Source organism: Streptomyces pratensis (genome assembly GCF_037137275.1).
GTDB classification, from domain to species: Bacteria; Actinomycetota; Actinomycetes; order Streptomycetales; family Streptomycetaceae; genus Streptomyces; species Streptomyces pratensis_B.
In genome coordinates, this window is sequence record NZ_JBBBEN010000092.1 from 277,487 (window position 1) to 300,965 (window position 23,479).

The following is a 23,479-nucleotide window of genomic DNA, read 5'->3' on the forward strand; positions in this document are numbered from 1 at the left end:
GGGGTGCCCGGCAGGACACGGCCGGGTCGGCCGCGGCGTCGGGGCCGTCGTCGACCTCCGCGGCGCGGCGGCCCGATCGCCGGGCCGGGCCGCCGCCGCCGACCGCGAGCGTCCGCACGGAGAAGGGCGGCCACGGCTCTTTGCACCCGCTCGGCCTCGATCGGGTAAAGCGGGACGGTGCGGCGGCTTCGTCAGCGGCGGCCCTGCATAGTCTGAAGCGGGAGGGGCGCCGGTGTGCCACGGAGGACGGCCGCTCCCGCCCATCAGGACGCCGCCGGAGGACGGGATGACCATGAACGACACGAGGTCCGAATCGGGCGTCCTGTACTGGATGCCGCTCGCGGTGATGGCCGTGGTGACAGCCGTGGACCTCGTCGCGGGCCCCGAAGTGGGCTTCCTGCCGTTGGTCTCCCTGGGGCCGGCGTTCGCCAGTCTGGTCGGCGGGCCGCGGCGTACCGCTCTGGTCGGCGCGGCGGCCCTCGTGCTCTGCGTCGGACTCGGCCTGTACGACGGCCTCTTCGACGGCCGCCGCGGGTTCACCGCCCTCGCGTCGGTGGCGGGCGTCACCGGCGTGGGGCTGGCGGCCTCGGTGATGAGGTCGCGCCGGGAGGCCGAACTGGCCAGCGTGCGGTCGATCGCAGAGGTGGCCCAGCGCGTGCTGCTGCGCCCGGTGCCGCGCACCGTCGGTCCGCTGGACGTCGCCGTCTCCTACACCTCCGCCGTCGCCGAGGCCCGCATCGGCGGGGACCTCTACGAGGTGGTCGCCTCGCCCTACGGCGTCCGGGTCATCGTGGGCGACGTCCAGGGCAAGGGGCTGGCCGCCGTGGAGACCGCCGCAGTGGTCCTCGGCGCCTTCCGGGAAGCGGCCCATGACGAGCCCGACCTGGTGCGCCTGGGGGAGCGTCTGGAGAGGAGCGTGGCGCGCGAGGTGGACGGGGAGAAGTTCGTCACCGCCGTCCTGGCCGAGGTCGGGTCCGACGGCGAGGCGGTCATCCTCAGCTTCGGCCACCCCGCCCCCATGGCGGTGCGCCGGGACGGAACCGTCGAGTTCCCGGAACCGGAGTCCTACGCGCTGCCCCTGGGGCTGGGGGTCCACGGCCCCGGAGGGGCCAAGCCCTACCGTATCGGCTTCGCCCCGGGCGACCAGCTGCTCCTCTACACCGACGGCGTCACAGAGACCCGTGACGAGGGCGGCGCCTTCTACCCGCTCGCCGCCCGCGCGCGGCTGCTCCAGGACCCCGACCCGTACCGTGCCCTGCGGGCGCTGCGCGAGGATCTGCTGCACCACGCCGAGCTGCCGCCGCACGACGACGCGGCCATGCTCCTGCTGCGCTGCCGCGGGGACGACCGGCCTCCCACCCGGTGAACGGGCGGCGGCCCCTGCCCGGGTTCGTCCCGTCCTCAGTCGGGCCGCCCGGCGCCCTTGCTGCCGCTCTCGCCCTCGTCCTCGCGTGCGCGGGACCCCTGCTGCCGGCGGCGCGGGCCCTCGCCGTCGGCAGGCAGGCCGATGAGCTCCTCGACGTCGAAGATCCGGGCGATCGGAACGTCGGTGCTGCTGTGCGCGACGATCGAGAAGGCGATGGTGACGGCGATCAGCGTGAACGCCTCGTTCCCCTGCGGGATGCCGGCCTGGAGGACCAGCAGCCCGTAGACCACGGAGGCGAACCCCTTGGGGCCGAACCAGGCAGCCGTCAACTTCTCCTTCCGGTCGAAGTCGGTGCCCATCAGGGACAGCAGCAGCGAGGCCGGGCGGATGAGGAGGATGGACAGGACCGCCACCGCGTAGCCGCCGATCGACAGATCGCCGAAGAGCTGCGGGGTGAGCAGCGCGCCGAAGACCAGCAGGGCCGCGAACTTGGCCAGCTCGGCCAGGGCCGAACCCAGCGCGTCGAAGTTCTCCCTGGCCTGCGGCGCCAGCGCGGCGATCGTCGCACCCGCGCAGAAGGCGGCCAGGTACGGGTTGGCGTGGGTGAGGTGGCAGGCCGCGTACAGGATGATCCCGACGGCCAGCGGCAGCAGGGGCTGGAGCCGGGGCTCCGCTCCCAGAAGCCGGAACCGGACCAGCCGGTGCACCAGCCAGGGCAGGGCCACCCCGAAGGCCACTCCGAGGACGAGTTCGAGGCCGATCGAGGTGAGGTCGGCGTCCTCCGCGTGGCCCGCCGGCGCGGCCGCGGCGATGAGGACGAGGACGAACGGCAGCGCGAGACCGTCGTTGACGCCGCTTTCGATGTTGAGCAGCTGCCGGAGCCGGGCGGGCACCTCCCTGCGGCTCACGATGGCGGAGGCGAAGACCGGGTCGGTGGGGGCCAGGACCGCGCCGATCAGCATCGAGGTCGTCCAGTCGAGGCCGACGAGGAAGTGGGTCAGCACCGTGACGCCGAGGAAGGCCAGCGGCATGCCGACGCCGAGCGCGCGGGCCGGGTTGCGCCAGGCCCGACGCAGGGAGGGGAAGGAGACGTGCATGCCGTCGGTGAACAGCACCGCGAAGAGAGCCAGGTCGGCGGTGACCCTGACGATGGGGCTGTCCGGTGTGATGTGGATCAGCCCGAGGAAGCCGTCGCTGACGATGGCTCCGCCCAGCAGGAACAGCAGCGAGGTGGAGAGCACCGACCGGGCGGCCAGCCCGGACAGCAGAACGGCCACCAGCAGGGCCACTCCGAAGACGACGACGAGTACCACCTGGCATGCTCCCCACTGTGACCGCGTCGTGAGACGCCGGCATCGCACCGGCCGGCCCCGCGGCCCGGCCGTCCGGACCCGGTACGCGTACCCGCTGAGGAGCCGCTCACCGCGGAATCCCTCCGCTGCCGCGCGGGCGGGGCAGCCTCCTGCCAGGCCGCGTCAGCCCGTCTCGCCGCGGGCGCCGCTCGCCTGGCCGCGCGCCTTCCGGTAGGCGGCCAGTCCCGGTGTGGTGGTGACGCCGTGCGCCACGGTGCTGGCCACGACGACCAGCGTCCCGGCAGCCAGCACCCGCGGGTCGGGGCCGAGCCGGTGGGCCTCCATGGTCAGGTAGAACAGGGCCGAGACGCCGATGGGGCCGAACCAGCCCAGGAAGAGCGCGTCCCTCCACCTCAGGGACAGCGGGCGCTTCAGGGCGAGCACGACGGGCAGGCGGCGCAGCGCCAGGACGCCCAGGACCAGCGCCAGGCCGGGGCCCCACCCCAGTTCGCCCCACTCCTCCCAGGGGATCATGGCGCCGAGGGCGGTGAACAGCGGCAGGACGGCGAAGCGGTTGACGGCCTCGTCGATCTTGTTCTCGTCGGTGCGCTCGCCGATCGAGCTGGTCGCGTTGAAGGCCAGCCCGGCGACGAAGACGGCCAGGACGCCGTCGACGTGCAGGAGCCCGGACGTGCCGAGCACCATCAGGGCCAGCAGCAGGGTGTAGAGGAGCAGCGGCCCCGACTCCAGGGTGCGGTGCTGCTCCGCGGTGCGCAGGGCCCGGCCCCCCAGGAGGCCGGCCCCGGCCCCGAAGAGGACCGCGCCCGCGACCTGCCACAGGGACTCCAGCAGCGCGTCGCCGCCGCTCAACGGCCCCGCGATCGCGACCGCGACAAGCACCAGGGGCAGGGCCAGGCCGTCGTTGGCCCCCGACTCCAGGGAGAGGAGCTGCCGGGTGCGGGCGGCGACCGTCTTCTCGGCGGGATCGCCGGTGACGACGCTGGAGGCCAGCACCGGGTCGGTGGGGCACAGGGCCGCGCCCAGGAGGGCCGCCGCGCCCAGCCCCACGCCGAGCGTGAGCGCCGACACGGCCGTGGTGACCAGCGCCATCCCTGCCATGACGACCGTCAGGAGGAGGACCACGGGCCGGGCGCACCTGCGTACCACATCGAACCGGTAGCGCAGGGCCACGGCCATCACCGACACGGACAGAAGGACGCGACTCGCCTCGTGCAGTCCGCTGTGACCTTCCACGGCCGTGGGCAGGTCGATGGCGCCGAGCCCCACGGGGCCGAAGGCGACACCGGCCAGCAGGGCGAGGAGGGGAGTGCTCACCGGCGTCTGCTCGATGCGCCGGGACAGCGCGGCCACCACCAGGGCCAGGGCTCCGGTCAGGGCCAGCAGAACGTCCAGCACGGGCCTTGTCTCCTGCTCTCCGAGGTCATCGGGCACGGGGTGGGTCGAAGGTGCGGGCGCCTTCCGGGTCCCGCACGGGCGGGCCCGCCCCCCGGTCGGCGGTGTTCCGGTGCGGGGGCGTCTTCCCCCCGGGTCCGCGCCTCACGCGCCGGGAGGCTCCCGGTCCGGCTGCCGGACGTCCCGCAGGGAACTGCCCGAACCGGCACGGGACCGGCTCAGGACGCTGAAGGTGCCGTCGGTCTCCAGCACCACCGCCGCGACGTCCTCGACCGCGCCGCCGCCCTGGGAGCGGATCGCCTGGCGCACCTCGCTCTCGGTGACCCGCTGCCGGGCCATCGCTCCGGTCACCATGCGGCCGTCGCTCAACAGGAGCGTCGGCTCCGCCTTGATCAGCCGCCGGAACCGACGGGAGCCGACCGCGGCCTTGGCGTTGAACCACTGGAGGGCCACCAGGAGGGCCATGGCGAGGACGCCTTCGGCGAGGGAGACGGTCCTGTTGAGCAGGATGGTGGCCAGGGTCGAGCCCAGTGCCACGGTGACCACGAGGTCGAAGGCGTTCATCTTCGCCAGCGTGCGTTTGCCCGAGAGCCGGACCACCGCGATGAGCGCCGCGTAGGCGCACGCCGCCATGACCGCGACCCGCAGCAGGTCGTACCAGGAATCGAAGAACATCGTCCGCCTGTTCCGGTGGTGAGGAGGCCGGTCCGGCCGCCGCGGGTGCGGGGCCGGGTCGCGGCGGGGAGGGGCGGCCCGCCCGCCCTCAGGGCAGTGCTCAGCCCAGGAGCGCGAGCAGGTCGTCGCACGCCTGCTCGCACCGGCGGCACGCCTCGGCGCAGATGCGGCAGTGCTCGTGCCGGTCCGCGTGGCTCTCGCACTCCTTTGCGCAGGCCCGGCAGACAGCGGCGCAGGCCCGCAGGAGCGCCCGTGTGACGTCGGGGTCGAATCCGGTACGGCGGGTGAGGACGGCCGCGGTGACGTTGCAGAGGTCCGCGCAGTCCAGGTCGGTGCGGACGCATGTGGCCAGCTCGGCGACCATGTCCTCGGACAGACACGCGTCGGCGCAGGCCGTGCAGGTCTGGGCGCAGGCGACGCACTCCTCGATGCACCGGGCCAGGGCCTCCTCGTCCACCGCGCCCGGGGCGGGGTGAGTGCTCAGCATGTCCTTGACCGATGTCATGTTCTTGCCCTCTCTCTGCTCGTCGGGCGGCGGGTGTCTTGTCTCCGTCGCCCGGGGTCCACGTGCGGCAGGACGACGGGTAACCACCGTGCGGCGGAGCAAACCAGGGGCGGCCGGGTCCCCGCCGTACGGCCCCGGCGCCGTGCGGGCGTCAGCGCCGCTCGGCCATCCGGCTGTGCGAGCGGCCGTACGCGAAGTAGACGACCACGCCGAGCGCCATCCAGACGCCGAACCGCACCCAGGTCTCCACCGGCAGGTTGAGCATCAGCCAGAGAGAGGCGGCCACCGAGGCGACGGGGAGCAGCGGCACCCACGGGGTGCGGAAGGCGCGGGGCAGGTCCGGGCGCGTGCGGCGCAGGACGATCACACCGAGCGCGACCACCACGAAGGCGAAGAGCGTGCCGATGTTCACCAGGGTCGCCAGCTCGTCGATGCTGGTGAACCCGGCGATGATCGCGATCAGCACGCCGAGGAGGACCGTCGGGCGGTACGGGGTGCGAAAGCGCGGGTGCGTTTTGGAGAAGAAGCGCGGGAGCAGGCCGTCCCGGCTCATGGCGAAGAAGACGCGGGTCTGCCCGAGCAGCAGGATCATGCAGACCGTCGTGAGGCCGACCGCGGCGCCGAAGCTGATCACCCCGGCGTAGAAGGGGTGCCCGGTGGCCTTGAAGGCGTCGGCGAGCGGGGCGCTGACGGAGAGTTCGCTGTAGTGCTGCATACCGGTGACCACGATCGAGACCGCCACGTAGAGGACCGTGCAGATGACGAGGGAGCCGAGGATGCCGCGCGGCATGTCGCGCTGCGGGAGCCTCGTCTCCTCCGCGGCCGTGGCCACCACGTCGAAGCCGATGAAGGCGAAGAAGACGACGGAGGCGGCGGTGAAGACGCCCATCACGCCGAAGTTCGTGGGCTCGTAGCCGAAGAGCAGCTGCACCAGCGGGGCGTCCCAGCCGGAGCCCGCGGGCTGCTTCTCGGCTTCGGGGACGAAGGGCGAGTAGTTCTCCGCCTCGATGAAGAACAGGCCCGCGATGATCACGATGAGCACCACCCCGACCTTGACGGCGACCACTGCCGAGGTGACCCGGGCGGAGAGCTTCATGCCGAGGACCAGGACGACGGTCAGGGCGAGCACCAGGGCGAAGGCCAGGAGGTCGAAGCCGAATCCCGCCGCCGCGTCGGGCCCGGAGAGCACTTCGGGCATCGTCCAGTCGGCGTTGTCCGTCAGGGAGCGGACGTAGCCGGACCAGCCGACCGCGACCACCGCCGTGCCCAGCGCGAACTCCAGCACCAGGTCCCAGCCGATGATCCAGGCCACCAGCTCGCCCAGGGAGGCGTAGGAGAACGTGTACGCGGAGCCGGCCACCGGGACGGTGGAGGCGAACTCGGCGTAGCAGAGGGCGGCGAGGGCGCACACCACTCCCGCGGCCACGAACGCGATGGCGGTGGCGGGGCCTGCCGTCTCCTTGGCGACCTTTCCGGTGAGGACGAAGATGCCGGTGCCGATGATGACGCCGACGCCGAAGACCGTCAGGTCGAGCGCGGAGAGGGACTTCCTGAGCGCGTGTTCCGGCTCCTCGGTGTCGCGGATCGACTGTTCGACCGTCTTGGTCCGCAACATTCCGTTTCCGCGGGGCGGTGGGTCCTGCTGCGCGCTCACCTGCGTACCTCCACGCACTCGTCGTGGACGCCATGATCGGGCCCGTCGGGCGCGGGGGCGCGCAGTCCCGCCCGTTTCCCACTAACGGGCCGGAAGAACCACCCGTACAGAGCGGTTCTCCCGGCCCGTCGGCCGCAGCGGGGGTCAGTCGCGGGCGGGCTCCACCGCGCGGCTCTCGAAGCGGCCGTCGAGCTTGGCGACCAGTCCGGTGACCTGCCGGGCGATGTCCGGGGCGGTCAGTCCGATCTCGGCCATCACCTCGCCCCGGGAGGCGTGGTCGAGGAAGACCGGCGGGATGCCGAAGTCCCGCAGCGGCACGTCGACGCCCGCGTCGCGCAGCGCCTGGGCGATGGCGGAGCCGACACCGCCGGCCCGGCTGTTGTCCTCCACGGTGACGACGACGCGGTGCTGCCCGGCGAGCGGCGCGAGGGCCTCGTCGACCGGCTTGACCCAGCGGGGGTCGACGACGGTGCTGGAGATGCCCTGGGCGTCCAGCAGGTCGGCGATCTCCAGGCACATCGGGGCGAGCGCGCCGACCGAGACCAGCAGGACGTCCGGGCGGGACGCCTGCGGCTCGCGCAGGACGTCCATGCCGCCCACCGTGCCGACCGCCTTGACCGCCGGGCCGACCGCGCCCTTGGAGAAGCGGACCACGGTGGGGGCGTCGTCGACGTCCACGGCCTCGCGCAGCTGGGCGCGGACCTGGTCGGCGTCGCGCGGAGCGGCGATCCGGAGCGTGGGCACGCACTGGAGGATCGACATGTCCCACATGCCGTTGTGCGACGCGCCGTCGGTTCCGGTGACGCCGGCCCGGTCCAGGACGAAGGTGACGCCGCACTTGTGCAGGGCGACGTCCATCAGGACCTGGTCGAAGGCGCGGTTGAGGAAGGTGGCGTAGACCGCGAAGACCGGGTGGAGGCCGCCGGTGGCGAGGCCGGCCGCGGAGACCGCGCCGTGCTGCTCCGCGATGCCGACGTCGTAGATCCGGTCCGGGAACGCCTCCTCGAACTTGCCGAGGCCCACCGGCTGGAGCATGGCCGCGGTGATGGCGACGATGTCCTCGCGCTCGTGGCCGAGCTTGAGCATCTCCTCCCCGAAGACGGAGGTCCAGTCGAGACCGGAGGTGGAGATCGGCAGGCCGGTGTCCGGGTGGATCTTGCCCACCGCGTGGAAGCGGTCGGCCTCGTCCTGGAGGGCCGGGGTGTAGCCGCGGCCCTTCTCTGTGAGGCAGTGCACGATGACCGGGCCGCCGAAGCGCTTGGCGCGCTGGAGGGCGGATTCCAGGGCCTCGATGTCATGGCCGTCGATCGGGCCGACGTACTTCAGACCGAGGTCCTCGAACATGCCCTGCGGGGCGATGAAGTCCTTGAGGCCCTTCTTGGCGCCGTGCAGGGTCTCGTACAGCGGGCGGCCGACGACCGGCGTGCGCTCCAGGAGGTCCTTGCCGCGGGCCAGGAACCGCTCGTAGCCGTCCGTCGTGCGGAGCGTCGCGAGATGGTTGGCCAGGCCGCCGATGGTCGGGGCGTAAGAGCGCTCGTTGTCGTTGACGACGATGACGAGCGGACGGTCCTTGGCGGCGGCGATGTTGTTCAGCGCCTCCCAGGCCATGCCGCCGGTGAGCGCCCCGTCGCCGATGACCGCGACGACGTGGTCGTCCTTGGCCAGGACCTCGTTCGCCTTGGCCAGGCCGTCGGCCCAGCCGAGGACGGCGGAGGCGTGCGAGTTCTCGATGACGTCGTGCTCCGACTCGGCGCGCGAGGGGTAGCCGGAGAGGCCGCCCTTGCTCTTGAGCCGGGAGAAGTCCTGGCGGCCGGTGAGCAGCTTGTGCACGTAGCTCTGGTGGCCGGTGTCCCAGAGCACCTTGTCGCGGGGCGACTCGAAGACCCGGTGCAGGGCGATGGTGAGTTCGACGACGCCCAGGTTGGGGCCGAGGTGCCCGCCGGTCTTGGCCACCGCGTCCACGAGGAAGGTGCGGATCTCCTCCGCGAGCTGCTCCAGCTCACCGAGGCTGAGCCGGTCCAGGTCGCGCGGTCCCTTGATGCGGGTCAGCAGATCCACCCGTGCCTCCTTGCGTTTGAGCTGATCGAGCGTGCCGATCCGATGAGTCTAATGTTCCGCCCGCGCCGGCGGGCACGGGCCGCCGGGTTTGGCGGTGGGGCACGGGAGACGCGCAGGCGCCCGGCCCCTCTCGGGGGCCGGGCGCCTGCGGGGGCGTGCGGTCAGGCGCGGCCCGCGGTCCTCTGGGTCTTACGGGTGATCGAGTCGATGACGACCGTGGCGAGAAGCACACCGCCGGTGATCATGTACTGGATCGGGGTGGCGATGCCCTCCAGCGACAGCCCGTACTGGATGGAGACGATCACCATGACGCCGAGCAGCGCGTTCCAGGTGCGGCCGCGGCCGCCGAAGAGGCTGGTGCCGCCGATGACGGCCGCCGCGATGACGTTCATCAGCAGGTCGCCGGTGCCGGACCCCTGGTTGGCCGCGGCGATCTTGGAGGCCCAGAACAGGCCGCCGATCGCCGCGAAGGTGCCCGCGATGGAGAAGACGGAGACGCGTATCGCGGTGACGTTGATGCCGGCGCGCCGAGATGCCTCCACGCTGCCGCCGAGCGCGAAGATCTTCCGGCCGTAGGCGGTCCTGCGGAGCAGGAAGTCCGTGCCGACCAGGACGATCAGGAAGAGGACGAGGGCCAGCGGCAGACCGCGGTACTGGTTGAACATGTACGCCGCGGCGAAGGCGAACACCGCGATGACGGCGGTGCGCACGATGATGTCGGACAGCAGCCGGGCGGGGATGCCGGCGGCCTCGCGTCGGCGGGTGTCCAGGAAGGCTGCCAGGAAGTACCCGGCGACCGCGACGACGGCGAGCCCGTAGGCGGCGGCGACATCGGTGAAGTAGTACGTGGTCAGGCTGCCGACCACCCCGTCGCCGTCCAGGTTGATGGTGCCGGTGTCGCCGAGCAGCTGGAGCATGAAGCCGAGCCAGAACAGCAGGCCGGCCAGGGTGACGGCGAAGGCGGGCGCGCCGATCCGGGCGAAGAAGAAGCCGTGGATCGCGCCCATCGCCGCACCGCTGGCGATGGCGACGACGATCGCCAGCCACTCGTTCATGCCCTGGGTGACGCTGAGCACGGCGACGACGGCGCCGGAGACGCCGCTGACCGAGCCGACCGAGAGGTCGATCTCCCCGAGCAGCAGGACGAAGATGATGCCGACGGCCATCATGCCGGTGGCGACCATCGTGGTGGCGATGTCGCTGATGTTCTTCGCGGAGAGGAATTCGGAGTTCATGCTCTGGAAGACCACGGCGATGATCAGGAGGCCGACGACCACCGGGATCGAGCCGAGGTCGCCGGCGCTGATGCGGCGCTTGAACTCGGTGAGGTAGCCGACGAGGCCCTGCTCGCGGACGAGCAGCCGGGGGTCGACGGCCGTGGCCGCGCCGTCGGCGGCGTCCGGTCCGGCCGCCGGGGCAGCGGTCTTTTCGGTGGTCACTGGGAAACCTCCGCGTTGCGCGCCGCACGTCGGGTCACGGCGTTGTCCGTGGCGCCCGTGATGGCCGAGATGATCTCTTCCTGAGAGGTGGTCCGCACGTCGAAGACGCCGTTGTTCCGGCCCAGCCGGAGCACGGCGACCTTGTCGGCGACGGCCTTCACGTCGGCCATGTTGTGGCTGATGAGGATGACCGCGTGACCGCGCTCGCGCAGCCGCTCGACGAGGTCGAGGACCTGGGCGGTCTGCTCGACGCCGAGGGCGGCGGTGGGCTCGTCGAGAATGACGAGCTTGGGCTCGCCCAGCATCGACCGGGCGATGGCCACGGTCTGGCGCTGGCCGCCGGAGAGCGAGGCGATCGGGATGCGGACGCTCGGGATGCGGATGGAGAGCGTGGACAGCAGCTCGCGGGAGCGGCGCTCCATCTCCACCTCGTCCAGGACGCCGAACCGGCGCAGCTCCCGGCCCAGGTAGAGGTTGCCGACGACATCGATGTTGTCGCACAGCGCGAGGTCCTGATAGACGGTCGCGACGCCGAGGTGCTGGGCGTCGTGCGGCTTGTTGATCTGGACGGCGGCGCCCTCCCACTCGATGACTCCGTCATCGATGGGGTGCACGCCGGCGATCGTCTTGACCAGCGTTGATTTGCCGGCGCCGTTGTCGCCGACCAGGGCGACCACCTCGCCGGCGTGGACCTCAAGCTCGACATCGGTGAGTACCTGGACGGCACCGAAGCGCTTGGAGACCCCTCGCAACGCCAACACGGGCGTAGCGGACACGTGAACCATCTCCTTCGCCGCCTGACCGGCGGGGATGCCGCGCCCGGGGGAAGGCGCGGCGGTCGAGCAGAAGAGAACAGGGAAAGGGGGAAGAGTTCCGTCCGGCGCCCCGCCCGGCAGCGGGACAGTAGGTGGGCGGGGCGCCGGACAGTCTTCGTGGCGCGCGGGCCGGGGTGCGGCAGCGCGGGCGGGACGCCGTACGGGACCGCGCGCGGGCGCGGCGGGCGTGCGGCGGGACGGGGCCCGGCCGCTCGGGGCGGCCGGGTTCCGCACGGCCTACTTGAGGCCGATCTTGTCGCAGTCGGCCTTGTACTTGCCGGTGCAGATCTCGTCGACGGTGTAGATGCCGTCCTTGATGACGGTGTCCTTGATGTTGTCCTTGGTCAGCGAGACGACCGGGACGAGGACCGTCGGGATGTCCTTCTGGCTGGCGTTGTCCACCGTGGAGGTGGCGATCGAGTCGAGCTTGTCCCCCTTGGCGAGGGCGACGGCCATCTCCGCGGCGACGACGCCCTCCTGCGGGTAGGACTTGTAGACGCTCATGAACTGCTCACCGGTGACGATGCGCTGCACGCCCGCCAGTTCCGCGTCCTGGCCGGTGACCGGGGGGAGCTTCGGCAGACCGGCGGCCTTCAGGGCGGTGATGATGCCGCCCGCCATGCCGTCGTTGGCGGAGTAGACGCCGTCGATCTTGTCCTTGCCGAGCGCGGTGATCGCCGCTTCCATGTTGGCGTTGGCGTTCTCCGGCTTCCACTCCTTGGTGTCGTACTCCTTGCCATACTTCACCTTGCCGTCGAGGACGGACTTGGCGCCCGACTTGAAGAGGGCCGCGTTCGGGTCGGTGATCGCGCCGTTCATCATCACGATCGTGGCGCCGTCGGCCTTGTCGCCCAGGGCCTCCAGCAGGGCGGTGCCCTGGGCCCGGCCGACCTCCTCGTTGTCGAACGAGGTGTAGGCGTCGATGGGGCCCTCTGCGAGACGGTCGAAGGCGACGACCGGGATGCCCTCGGCCTTGGCCTTCTTGACGCTGTTCTCGATGGCCTTGGCGTCCACGGCGCCCACGATGAGAGCGTCGACCTTGTTGGTGATCATCGTGTCGATCTGCTGCGACTGGGTGGTCGCGTCCTGCTTGGCGTTGGCGTAGACGACCTCCGCCTTGCCGCCGGTGAGCTCGCTGACCTTCTTCTCGATGATCGGCCGGTCGAACTTCTCGTATCGGGCCGTCTGGTTCTCGGGAAGGAGCAGACCTATCTTCAGGTCGTCGCCCTTGCTCTTGGCCGGGGCCTCTTCCGCCTTGTCGCCGGACTCCTTGGCGCTCCCGCAAGCGGCCAGCGAGACCGCCATCGTGGTGGCGGCGACGGCAACGGCGGCACGACGCATACGCGTGTTCATTCTCGAACCTCCCTGACGAGGCCGCGACGTTGCGGCCGAGGTGGCTGGAAGTCAACTCGGCCGCAGAGCTGGCGTCAAGGAGTAAATTCTTAACGAGATGACAACGGTGCCATTCGTTATCTAAGTGAAGGCAGGGGTGGCCGCCGGGAAGGTGCTCTCCAAAAGGGTCGAATCCCCCATCTCGCTCAGCACGAGGGCCAGTGCCCCCAGCACCTCCGCGCGTCCGCCGAGCGCCCCGGGGAGCACCGAGAGCTGCCGGGCGGCGCTCGGGATCGCGTAGCGCGACACGGAGTCCCGTATGGGCCCGAGAACCAGCTCCCCGGCCTCCGCGAGCGAGCCGCCGAGCACCACGCGGCTGGGGTTGAGCAGATTGCACAGGTTGGCCACCCCGCTGCCTATGTGCCGACCGACGTCGCCGATCACCCTGCGGCAGCCCGGGTCGCCCTCCCGGGCCAGCTGGACCACCCGCTCCATGGTGAGCCCCGGGCCGTGGCTGGGCTGGAGCAGCGGCAGGACGTAGCGGGCGGCGGTGAAGGTCTCCAGGCAGCCGCGGTTGCCGCAGCGGCAGACCGGGCCCGACTCGTCGAGCGTGATGTGCCCGATCTCGCCGGCCGTGCCCCCCGGGCCCCGGTAGATGGTCCCGTCGATCACCAGCCCGGCGCCGACGCCGCTGGCGACCTTGATGTACGCGAGGTCCTTGACGCCCCGGCCGCTGCCCCAGACCAGCTCGCCCAGGGCCCCGAGGTTGGCGTCGTTGTCGACGTACACCGGCACGCCGAGGCGGCCGGAGAGCTCCTCGCTGGGGTTGATGCCCGTCCAGCCCGGCAGGATCGAGGTGGAGCCCAGCGTGCCGGACTCGACGTCGATGGGGCCCGGCACGCCGAGCCCGACGCCGATGACCTTGTCCGGGCTGACCCCGGTCGTCTCGATCAGCCGGTTGACCAGCACTTCGGCCCGTCCGAAGCCCTCGGCGGACGAGGCGTCGACATCCAGCGGCTCAGCCTCTTCCGCGAGCACCTGGTGGGCCAGGTTGCCGACGGCGACGCGCAGGTGCGTGTGGCCGAAGTCGACGCCGATGACGATCCCCGCGTCCCCGCTGAGCGAGACGCTGCGGGCCCGCCGGCCGCCCGCGGAGGTGGGGGTCACCTCGACCGTCCCGCCGTCCTTCAGCTCCCGGACGATATTGGAGACGGTGGCCGCGGAGAGCCCGGTGCTCCGGGCGATCTCCGCCTGGGTGAGCGACCCCGCCATCCGTACCGCGCGGACGACCCGCTCCAGATTGGCCCTGTGCAGCGATGTCTGCGACCCGGGAGTCTCCATCGACTCATCCACTCCTGCCCTTGGCGGGCGGTCCAGCAGGACCGCCCCGGCCGGGGCCGCAGCCATGAGACCCCGGCTTCCTCCAACATGTGAACCCCAAGCTGACCGTTCAGGGGTGCCTCCCGTCAAGACCTGAGCGAGCGGGGTATCCCCCGGCAACGGCCGGGAACGGCGCAACGCCCCGGCGAAGAGGTCTTCGCCGGGGCGTTGCGCCATCCGGGTGAGTGCGGTGTACGGGGCTACTTCAGAGCGCCCGCCGTGAGCCCGGAGACCACTTGGCGCTGGAAGACGATGTACGCGGCGAGCACCGGCAGCATCGCGATCACCAGCCCGGCGAACAGCCCCGAGTAGTCGCCCTTGTACCCCTGGCTGGAGGCGAGCTCCACCAGCCCCTGGGCCAGCACCCGCTTCTCCGGGTCGGTGTTCAGGACCGTCGGCAGCATGTACTGGTTCCACTGCCCCAGGAAGTTGAAGATGCCGACGCTGATCAGGCCGGGCTTGGCCATCGGCAGCATGACCTGGAAGAACGTACGCGTGTGCGAGGCCCCGTCGATGATCGACGCTTCCGCCACCGAGGTCGGCAGGGTGCGGAAGAAGGAGGTCAGGAAGAACACGGTGAACGGCAGCGAGTACGCGATGTACACGAGGATCAGACCGTGGATCGAGTTCAGCAGCCCCATGTTGTCCATGACGTAGAACAGAGGGACCAGCGCCAGCATGATCGGGAAGCTCATCCCGCCGACGAACAAGAAGTAAATGAACCGGTTGCCCGGGAACTCGAAGCGCGCCAGCACGTAGGCGGCCATCGACCCCAGCACCAGGGTGCCGACGAGGGACCCTCCCACCACCAGGACGGTGTTCATGAAGTACTCGCTCATGTGGGCCTGGCTCCAGGCGCGGCCCCAGCTGTCGAAGTTCAGCGAGCCGGGCAGCGACCACGGGGTGTTGAAGATGTCCGCGTCGGTCTTGAACGAGGACATCACCGCCCAGAAGAGCGGCAGGACGACCATGACCGCCCACAGGACGAGCATCCCGTGCGAGAAGACGTTGAGGACCTGTCCCTCACCGCGCTTCGCGGAGGCCGGGGCGCTGCCGGCGGCCGTGCCGGCGCGCTGCTCGGGGATGCCGGCCGTGTCGGCGCCGGAGGGAGGGGTGTCAGTGGTCTTCATCAGAACTCCAGCCGCTCGCGCCGGCCCACCCGCATGACGATGGCGGCGAACGCCAGGGTCACGAGGAGCAGGGCGACACCGATCGTGGTCGCGTAGCCCGCCTGCCCGTCCCGGAACGCCGCCTGGTAGACGTACAGCGGCAGGACGGTCGTCGAGTAGTCGGGCCCGCCGGGGCCGACGCTCATGATGTGCACGATGGCGAAGCCCTCGGCGCCGAGGGCCAGGATGCCCATGTAGACCCAGCCGGACTGGACGGTGTCCCACAGCAGGGGCAGCGTGATCCGGAAGAAGGTCGTGAAGCGGCTGGCGCCGTCCAGCAGGGCAGCCTCGTAGAAGTCCTTGGGGATGGAGGCCATGCCCGCGGAGAAGAGCACCACGAAGAAGCCGGTCGTGCACCAGACGAGGACGGCCATGATGCACCACAGGGCCAGCCGGGGGTCGCCCAGCCAGTTCGGCACGTCCTCGAAGCCGACGGCCCTGAGGGTGCCGTTGATCATGCCCTGGGCCGGGTCGAAGGCGAACTGGAACAGGATGGCCACGATCGCGATCGAGAGCACCTGCGGGAAGAAGTAGGCGATCTTGTAGAAGCCCGAGCCCCGTACGCCGGAGACGGCGGCGCCCTTGCGGCGCCGCCCGCCCACGTTGAGCATGAAGGCGAAGAAGAGCGCGAGCCCCAGCGTCACCAGCGGCAGCAGCACGGCCAGCAGCACACTGTGCTGCAGGGACTTCCAGAAGACGTCGTCGTCGAGCATCTTGGCGTAGTTGGCGAATCCGACCATCTCGAAGTCGGGACTCAGCCCCGTCCAGTCCGTGAACGAGTAGTAGATGGACTGGATGAAGGGCCAGATGACGAAGACGACGTACAACGCCATCGGGACCACCAAGAACCCGACTATGAACCGGTATTTTCCGTGCTGCATCGTTACCGACTCCGACCTTCCCGTGCTGCCCGCCGCTGGTGACGCGTGGTCACTGGTGCTTGAAGTGCTTGATGGACTGGTCCTTGGCGGTCGCGTCGGCGAAGCCCTGGATCTTCTTGATGGTCTCGGCCGGGGTGGCGCGGCCGGCCATCATCTCGCCCAGCGCGGCGACGCCGATCTGCTCCTTCTGGAGCTTCACGTACCAGTCCTGGAGGCGCGGGTTGACCACATGGGTCCCCGCCTTCTCCAGCGCGGCGACGCCTGACTTCAGGCCGTCGGACAGCTCGATGCCGTCGGTTCCGCCGTTGAAGGCGGAGAGCGACTTGGTGCTGGCGGTGAAGGACTTCGAGGAGGCCTCGCTGAGCATGATGCGCAGCTGCTCCATGCCCCCCTCGACGTTCTTCGCCTTGCTCGGGACGATGAACGGCTCACCGCCGGACGCCCAGAGGGTGCCGAAGGGCATCTTGTCGGAGGAGTCGAGGCCGGACGGGGCGCCCACGGACAGCTTGAAGTCCTTGGGGATGATCGCCGCTTCCTCGTTCTCCAGCCAGGAGCCGTTCGGGATGAACAGCGCCTTGCCGCGGGCCCAGGCGCCCTGCGAACCGCGGTGGTCCAGCCCCGGGGTGCCCTCGAGGATGTAGTCCTTGGCGACCAGCTCGTAGTACGCCTCGAAGGCCGCCTTGACCGCGGGGTGCTTCCAGGCGTTCGGCTCCAGGTTGTCGATCGCGTCGAGGACCTCGACACCGCCGATCTTGGCGATGAAGGGGTACAGCGAGAACGGCAGGTAGTACGGGTGCTTGCCGGGGTAGGTCCAGCCGGCGATGCCCTTCTTCTTCGCCTTGGCGCACAGCGCGAGCATCTCGTCCCAGGTCTCCGGGTACGTGGCGTCGAGCTTGTCCAGCGCGGTCTGCGAGTACCAGACGCCGTAGACCGTGTACGCGTAGTACATGATCCAGACCTGCTCGCCGTCGAACTGGCCCATCTCGACGATGCCGGGCCGCAGGGTGTCGCGGACCTTCTTGGCGGGGTCGTCGATGGAGGGGGCGTCGAGCAGCGGGGTCAGGTCGGTGAGCTGCTTCTTTCCGACGAGCACGCCCATGTCCATCTGCTGGGCGCCGGAGTTGTCGATCAGGTCCGGCGGGGTGCCGCCGTTGAACCGCGGCTGAAGAACCGACTGGATCTTCTGCGTGGCGGAGAACGTGACCTTCGCCTCCGGGTACGTCTTCTCGTAGACCGCCTTGGCGTCCTCGGCGTACTTGGTGCCGAACCCGCCGTCGAAGATGACGATCTCCAGCGGTGCGCTGCCGTTGACGGCCAGCGGGTTCTTGTCGGTCTTCTCGCCCTTTTCGACCTTGTCGTCGCTGCCGCTGTCGCCGCTCGCGCAGGCGGACAGGAAGCTCATCGTCGGAACAGCGATCAGGCCGAGTGCGGCAGAACGCTTGATCAGATCGCGACGGCCAAGGCCCTCATCGTTGTGGGCGGAGGTGTGTCCCATGCTCAAGTCCTCGCCTTCTCCAGGACTCAGGCGGTGTACCGGTCGCCCGTCGAGAATTCGCCTCAGGCGAAGGGCCCCGCCACCGCGGTCGATTGCGCTTGGGTGGTGCAGATGTGCGGAAATGCAGATGTGCCGGCCGGGCCGGCGCAGTGGGGGTGTCGGGAGACCGTACAGCGAGGACGCCTGTGGCGTCCTCGCAACCGTCCGGTTTCTCCCCCGTACGCACACCCGCAGAAAACGGCTGTGCAGATGCCGACAGGTATAGTCCACTCGCCGCCAACTGAGCAAGATCACAAGCACGTTTGGGCGACAGTCTTTCCCGAGTTGAGACCTCACGGACCCGTCGGCGCCGCCCGCCCTCTCCCCGCGGCCGCTATTGCGCCCTTGCGGCCGATTCGCCCAGCGGACCCTGGGCAACACCCTTGACACGTCTTGTCACTTGGCTCCCTACTGGACCTTGCATCCCGAAATGACAACGTTGTCCATGCATTTTCCCGGGGAGGAACGGCTCGGCATGCAGCCACCACGCGGTATTCGACACGGCACCGAAGAGACCCTCGGCGCGATCCCCCGTACGGCCTCGGGCCGCGGACGCGCCCCCGCGGCAGCCGCTCTCGCGGCGTCCCTGGCCCTGGTCATGATCGCTCCGGCGGCCGCATCGGCGGAACCGGCCGGAGCGGGCCGGAAGCCGTCCGGTGACAGGACCTTCAGCACCTCCTTCGAAGCGGACGAGAGACAACCGGACTGGCGCGACACCGTGGAGGAGGGGCCCGACGGGGCGAAGCGGGCCGCCGGGGTCGACGGCGGATTCTCCTCCGGGATACCGGGCGATGTCACCGACCGGGTGACGGAGGTCCGCGCGAGCGCGGAGAACACCGCCGGCGGCGAGGTAAAGGAGAATCTGGCCGACGGCGAACCGGGCTCGAAATGGCTGGCGTTCGAGTCCACCGGCTGGGTCGAGTTCGATCTGGACGAACCGGTCAAGGTCGTGACGTACGCGCTCACTTCGGCCAACGACCACGCCGAGCGCGACCCGAAGGACTGGACGCTCAAGGGCTCGGCCGACGGCGAGACGTGGACCAGCCTGGACACCCGCGGCGGCGAGAGCTTCGCCGAGCGGCACGAGACCAAGACGTACGACCTCGCCTCGGCCGCCGCCTACCGGCACTTCCGGCTGGAGATCACGGCGAACAACGGCGCGGCGGGCGTGCTCCAACTCGCCGACGTGCGGTTCTCCGACGGCGACACCTCGACGCCCGTCCCCGAGGAGATGCGCAGCCGGCCCGACCGCGGCCCCTCGGGGTCCCCAACCGCCAAGGCGGGCGCGGGGTTCACCGGAAAGAAGGCACTGCGTTACGCGGGTACGCACGCCCCGCAAGGGCGCGCCTACTCGTACAACAAGGTCTTCGACGTGAACACCCGCGTCACCAAGGACACCGAGCTGTCCTACCTCGTGTACCCGCAGATGGGCGAGACGGACCTGAACTACCCGGCGACCCACGTCGCGGTGGACCTCGCCTTCACCGACGGCACGTACCTCAGCGAGCTGAAGGCCGCCGACAGCCACGGTGGGCTGCTGACCCCCCAGGGCCAGGCGGACGCCAAGCGCCTGTACGTCAACCAGTGGAACAAGGTCTCCGCCCGTGTCGGCGCGGTGGCGGCGGGCAGGACGGTCGACCGCATCCTGGTGGCGTACGACTCCTCCAAGGGCCCGGCGAAGTTCCAGGGCTGGATCGACGACCTCACGATCGCACCGAAGCCTCCCGAGAAGCGCAAGGCGCATCTGTCGGACTACGCGCTGACCACTCGCGGCACCCATTCCAGCGGCGGCTTCTCGCGCGGGAACACCATTCCGGCCACGGCCGTCCCGCACGGCTTCAACTTCTGGACACCGGTCACCAACGCCGGCACCACCAGTTGGCTGTACGACTACCACCGCGGCAACAACGAGGACAACCTCCCCTCGCTCCAGGCCTTCGGCGCCAGTCATGAGCCGAGCCCCTGGATGGGCGACCGCCAGACCTTCCAGCTGATGCCATCCACCGCGGCGGGGACCCCGGACGCGGCCCGCAGGGCCCGGGCCCTGCCGTTCCGGCACGAGAACGAGACGGCCAGGCCGCACTACTACGGTGTCACGTTCGAGAACGGTCTCAAGGCCGAGATGACGCCGACCGACCACGCGGCCCGGATGCGGTTCACCTATCCGGGCGAGGACGCGAGTCTGGTCTTCGACAACGTGTCGAACGACGGCGGGCTCACCCTGGACGCGAAGACCCGTTCCTTCTCCGGCTACTCGGACGTCAGGAGCGGTCTGTCCACCGGCGCGACCCGCATGTTCGTGTACGGCGTCTTCGACGCGCCGGTCACCGACAGCGGGAGGCTGAAGGGCGGCGGGGGCGACGACGTCACCGGTTTCTTCCGCTTCGACGCCGGCAAGGACCGCACGGTCGGCCTGCGGCTGGCCACCTCGCTGATCAGCCTCGACCAGGCGAAGCAGAACCTGGCGGCGGAGATCCCGCGGTCCGCCTCCTTCGAACGGGTCAAGCGGGCGGCACAGAGGGCCTGGGACCGCGTCCTGGGCAGGATCGAGGTGGAGGGGGCCGACGCCGACCAGCTCACCACCCTCTACTCCAGCCTCTACCGCCTCTACCTCTACCCGAACTCGGGCCACGAGCGGGTGAACGGAGAGAACAAGTACGCGAGCCCCTTCGTCGAACCGGTCGGCGAGAACACCCCGACGCGGACCGGCGCGAAGATCGTCGACGGTGAGGTGTACGTCAACAACGGCTTCTGGGACACCTACCGCACGACCTGGCCCGCCTACTCCTTCTTCTCCCCGAAGAAGGCCGGTGAGCTGGTGGACGGCTTCGTGCAGCACTACAAGGACGGCGGCTGGACCTCCCGCTGGTCCTCCCCCGGTTACGCGGACCTGATGACCGGCACCAGCTCGGACGTGGCCTTCGCCGACGCGTACGTCAAGGGCGTGGAGTTCGACGCCCGGGCGGCGTACGAGGCGGCGGTGAAGAACGCCACCGTGGCTCCGCCGTCCTCCGGGGTCGGCCGCAAGGGCATGGAGACCTCCGTCTTCACCGGCTACGCGAACACCGCCACCCATGAGGGCCTGTCCTGGTCCCTGGAGGGCTACCTCAACGACTACGGCATCGCGCGGATGGGCGAGAAGCTCTACGAGAAGACGAAGGAGAAGCGCTACAAGGAGGAGTCCGCCTACTTCCTGAACCGCGCGCAGAACTACGTCGAGCTCTTCGACGACGAGGCCGGATTCTTCCAGGGCAAGAAGCCGAACGGTGACTGGCGCCTGCCCTCCGGCCGGTACGACCCGCGGGTCTGGGGCTACGACTACACCGAGACCAACGGCTGGGGTTACGCCTTCACCGCCCCGCAGGACAGCCGGGGCCTGGCCAACCTGTACGGCGGCCGCGCGGGCCTGGGCAAGAAGCTGGACACCTACTTCGCCACGCCGGAGACGGCGGGCCAGGAGTTCGTCGGCAGCTACGGCGGGGTCATCCACGAGATGACCGAGGCGCGCGACGTCCGGATGGGCCAGTACGGCCACAGCAACCAGGTCGCCCACCACGCCGCGTACATGTACAACGCGGCTTCGCAGCCGCACAGGACTCAGGAGAAGGTCCGCGAAGTGCTGGGCCGGCTGTACACCGGCAGCGAGATCGGGCAGGGCTACCACGGCGACGAGGACAACGGCGAGCAGTCGGCCTGGTTCCTGTTCTCCGCGCTCGGCTTCTACCCGCTGGTGATGGGCAGCGGTGAGTACGCGGTCGGCTCGCCGCTCTTCACGAAGGCGACCGTCCGCCTGGACAACGGCCGCAAGCTGGTCGTCAAGGCGCCGAAGAACAGCGCGGAGAACGTCTACGTCCAGGGCCTGAAGGTCAACGGCAGGAAGTGGGACTCCACCGCGCTGCCGCACGACCTCCTGGCCCGGGGCGGCACGCTGGAGTTCGCCATGGGCCCGGAGCCGTCCGCGTGGGGCACGGGCAGGGACGCGGCCCCCGTCTCCATCCAGAAGGACGACGAGGTCCCGACGCCCGCGGGCGACACGCTCAGGGGCGGCGGTCCGCTGTTCGACGACACCTCGGCCACCTCGGCCGCGGTCGGGTCGGTGGAGCTGCCGGTGGCCCCGGGCACGAAGGCGCGCCAGTACACGCTGACCTCTGCGGCGGCGGACCGGGCCCCGAAGGGCTGGGTCCTCCAGGGGTCCGTCGACGGCGAGCGGTGGACGGACCTGGACCGGCGGTCCGACGAGTCCTTCGCCTGGGACCGGCAGACCCGGGTCTTCTCGGTGGACCGGACCCGCGCGTACGCGAAGTACCGCCTGGTGCTGACGGACACGGCGACGCTCGCGGAGGTGGAGCTGCTCGGCTGACCCGCCGGTCCGCCCGGCCCGAAGAAGCCCCGGGGGCGGGGTGAGGCGGGTCGTCCGCGATGCGGGCGGCCCGCCTTCCGCGGGCGTCCGCGTGCGGCGTCGCGGCGGTGCTCTGTCCGCCAACCGGGGTAAAACCGGCGCCTTGTCGGCGCTGCGCTCAGCATATGACCGTGCCGCTGTGGCACTTCTGGGGACGCCCCACCGATTTGTACGACAATCACTTCGGCTCCCAGGAGTAGTCATGCTCTCGTCCCTCCCCCTGCGTCCCACCGCTCTGCGTCTCGGCGCGGCCACCGTCGCCGCCCTGGCGTTCACCGGCGCGTCCGTCGCCGGCGCGTCCACCGCCTTCGCCGCCCCCGGGGACAGCGGCGAGCTGAAGGTGCACAAGGCCGGCACCCCGTACGGCGACTCCCGTGACGAGAAGAAGGTGTGCCGGTTCCACCTGGCCGCCAGCAACTTCGAGACCATCACCCTGATCAACGTCACCATCACCCCGCAGCCGCCGGCCCCGACCCGGCCCACCGTCACCGCCGCCATCACGCTGAGCGCCGGCACGGGCCACACCCAGGACTACTCGCTGCCCGACGGCCAGTACCAGGTGAGCTGGACGTTCCCGGGCGGCGTGGCCAAGCAGAAGCTCTTCACCGTGGACTGCCGCCCCAGCGGCGGTGTGCCGGCCGGCGGCGGCGGTGTGGCGACCGTCGAGAGCAGCACCGCCGCGGCTGACGGCATGTCGGTCACCGGAGCCTCTGCACTGGCGGCCGGCGGCGTCGGGGCGGCCGGCCTGATCCTCGCCCGCCGCGCCGCCCGTCGCCGCACCCATGGCGCCGCGTGACACCGGTCGCCGCCGGCGCCGGCGGCGCGGCCCGAGCCGCGCCTGCCGTCTCTCCATCACGCTGAGCGTCACCTTCTCGCTCGTCACCGCCGTGGTCCAGGGATGCGACGACGACTCCCCGGACCCCGGCGCGGCCACCGCCTCGGCGGTCGCCGACGACAAGGTGTCGCAGCACGCGTCGCCGGGCGGCTCTCCGCAGGCCGCCCGGTCCCCGTCGCCCACCCCGCCCGCCGGCCCCGCCTCGCCGAAGCCCAGGCCCACGCGGTCCGCCCCGCCGCCCGCCCCGCTTCCCCGCTCGCCCGCGACGAAGCTGTCGATCCCGGCCCTGTCCCTCGACGCGCCGGTCGTCGGGCTCCCGCTCGACCGGGCGGGCCACCCGGGCACCCCGCCCATCAGCAAGCCCCGGCTGGTCGGCTGGCACCAGGACGGGCCCGCGCCGGGTGAGCGGGGGACGGCGCTGGCGGTCGGACACCGCGACACCGCGACCGGGCCCGCCGTCTTCCTCAACATCAGCATGCTGCGGCCGGGCAACACCGTCCACGTCACCCGCGCCGACCGGCGTACGGCGGTGTTCACCGTCGACGCCGTGCGCACGTACGAGAAGGCGGACTTCCCCGACAAGGTGGTGTACGGCGACCGGGGCCGCCCGGAACTGCGGCTCTTGACGTGCGGGGGACGCTTCGACAAGAAGTCCGGTTACGCGGCCAACGTCGTCGTCTTCGCCCATCTGACCGAGGTGCGCAAGGCCTGAGGCGGGTCCGCCGGCCGGGG

17 protein-coding genes are annotated in these 23,479 nt (G+C 70.7%); 4 read left to right on the plus strand and 13 right to left on the minus strand.

Annotated features, from left to right (window positions below; genetic code table 11):
- Positions 1-286 precede the first annotated feature (286 nt).
- A complete protein-coding gene (locus V9U70_RS18095) occupies positions 287-1,366 on the plus strand; it encodes a PP2C family protein-serine/threonine phosphatase (RefSeq protein WP_336676485.1) in 1,080 nt (359 codons plus the stop codon).
- A gap of 35 nt (positions 1,367-1,401) precedes the next feature.
- Here V9U70_RS18095 and V9U70_RS18100 read toward each other — a convergent pair whose 3' ends face one another.
- The 13 genes from V9U70_RS18100 to ngcE all read right to left on the minus strand — a co-directional run bounded on the left by V9U70_RS18100 (position 1,402) and on the right by ngcE (position 17,474).
- Positions 1,402-2,679 (minus strand): cation:proton antiporter, encoded by a 1,278-nt coding sequence (locus V9U70_RS18100; RefSeq protein WP_336676486.1) that lies wholly within the window; start codon positions 2,677-2,679, stop codon positions 1,402-1,404.
- 162 nt (positions 2,680-2,841) lie between these two features.
- Positions 2,842-4,074, minus strand: coding sequence for a cation:proton antiporter domain-containing protein (locus V9U70_RS18105; protein WP_336676487.1), 1,233 nt, complete (start codon positions 4,072-4,074; stop codon positions 2,842-2,844).
- A 141-nt stretch (positions 4,075-4,215) separates the two neighbouring features.
- Positions 4,216-4,746, minus strand: a complete 531-nt coding sequence (locus V9U70_RS18110; RefSeq protein ID WP_336676489.1) for a DUF421 domain-containing protein — start codon at positions 4,744-4,746, stop codon at positions 4,216-4,218.
- Between the two features lie 100 nt (positions 4,747-4,846).
- Complete coding sequence (locus tag V9U70_RS18115) at positions 4,847-5,251, minus strand: four-helix bundle copper-binding protein (protein ID WP_336676490.1); 405 nt, start codon at positions 5,249-5,251, stop codon at positions 4,847-4,849.
- Positions 5,252-5,402: 151 nt separating this feature from the next.
- A complete protein-coding gene (locus V9U70_RS18120) occupies positions 5,403-6,866 on the minus strand; it encodes an amino acid permease (protein ID WP_336676492.1) in 1,464 nt (487 codons plus the stop codon).
- A gap of 183 nt (positions 6,867-7,049) precedes the next feature.
- Positions 7,050-8,963: a 1-deoxy-D-xylulose-5-phosphate synthase gene (gene dxs, locus V9U70_RS18125; RefSeq protein WP_336676494.1), complete on the minus strand. Its 1,914-nt coding sequence runs from the start codon at positions 8,961-8,963 to the stop codon at positions 7,050-7,052.
- A gap of 161 nt (positions 8,964-9,124) precedes the next feature.
- Complete coding sequence (locus tag V9U70_RS18130; RefSeq protein ID WP_336676496.1) at positions 9,125-10,402, minus strand: sugar ABC transporter permease; 1,278 nt, start codon at positions 10,400-10,402, stop codon at positions 9,125-9,127.
- A complete protein-coding gene (locus V9U70_RS18135) occupies positions 10,399-11,187 on the minus strand; it encodes an ATP-binding cassette domain-containing protein (protein ID WP_336676498.1) in 789 nt (262 codons plus the stop codon). The genes V9U70_RS18130 and V9U70_RS18135 overlap by 4 nt, the downstream gene beginning before the upstream one ends.
- A 267-nt stretch (positions 11,188-11,454) precedes the next feature.
- Positions 11,455-12,570, minus strand: a complete 1,116-nt coding sequence (locus tag V9U70_RS18140; protein WP_336676500.1) for a sugar ABC transporter substrate-binding protein — start codon at positions 12,568-12,570, stop codon at positions 11,455-11,457.
- A gap of 120 nt (positions 12,571-12,690) precedes the next feature.
- Positions 12,691-13,890, minus strand: a complete 1,200-nt coding sequence (locus tag V9U70_RS18145) for an ROK family transcriptional regulator (RefSeq protein ID WP_336676853.1) — start codon at positions 13,888-13,890, stop codon at positions 12,691-12,693.
- A gap of 239 nt (positions 13,891-14,129) precedes the next feature.
- A complete protein-coding gene (locus V9U70_RS18150) occupies positions 14,130-15,059 on the minus strand; it encodes a carbohydrate ABC transporter permease (protein ID WP_336676502.1) in 930 nt (309 codons plus the stop codon).
- Complete coding sequence (locus tag V9U70_RS18155; RefSeq protein WP_336676504.1) at positions 15,059-15,979, minus strand: carbohydrate ABC transporter permease; 921 nt, start codon at positions 15,977-15,979, stop codon at positions 15,059-15,061. Before V9U70_RS18155 ends, V9U70_RS18150 begins: the two co-directional genes overlap by 1 nt.
- 49 nt (positions 15,980-16,028) lie before the next feature.
- Positions 16,029-17,474 (minus strand): N-acetylglucosamine/diacetylchitobiose ABC transporter substrate-binding protein, encoded by a 1,446-nt coding sequence (gene ngcE / locus V9U70_RS18160; protein ID WP_336676506.1) that lies wholly within the window; start codon positions 17,472-17,474, stop codon positions 16,029-16,031.
- Positions 17,475-17,988: 514 nt separating this feature from the next.
- Here ngcE and V9U70_RS18165 point away from each other — a divergent pair.
- From V9U70_RS18165 to V9U70_RS18175, 3 genes are all read left to right on the plus strand, one after another.
- Complete coding sequence (locus V9U70_RS18165; RefSeq protein WP_336676854.1) at positions 17,989-21,873, plus strand: GH92 family glycosyl hydrolase; 3,885 nt, start codon at positions 17,989-17,991, stop codon at positions 21,871-21,873.
- A 241-nt stretch (positions 21,874-22,114) separates the two neighbouring features.
- Positions 22,115-22,708, plus strand: coding sequence for a hypothetical protein (locus V9U70_RS18170; protein ID WP_336676507.1), 594 nt, complete (start codon positions 22,115-22,117; stop codon positions 22,706-22,708).
- Positions 22,695-23,459, plus strand: a complete 765-nt coding sequence (locus V9U70_RS18175) for a class F sortase (RefSeq protein ID WP_336676509.1) — start codon at positions 22,695-22,697, stop codon at positions 23,457-23,459. The genes V9U70_RS18170 and V9U70_RS18175 overlap by 14 nt, the downstream gene beginning before the upstream one ends.
- Positions 23,460-23,479: the final 20 nt, after the last annotated feature.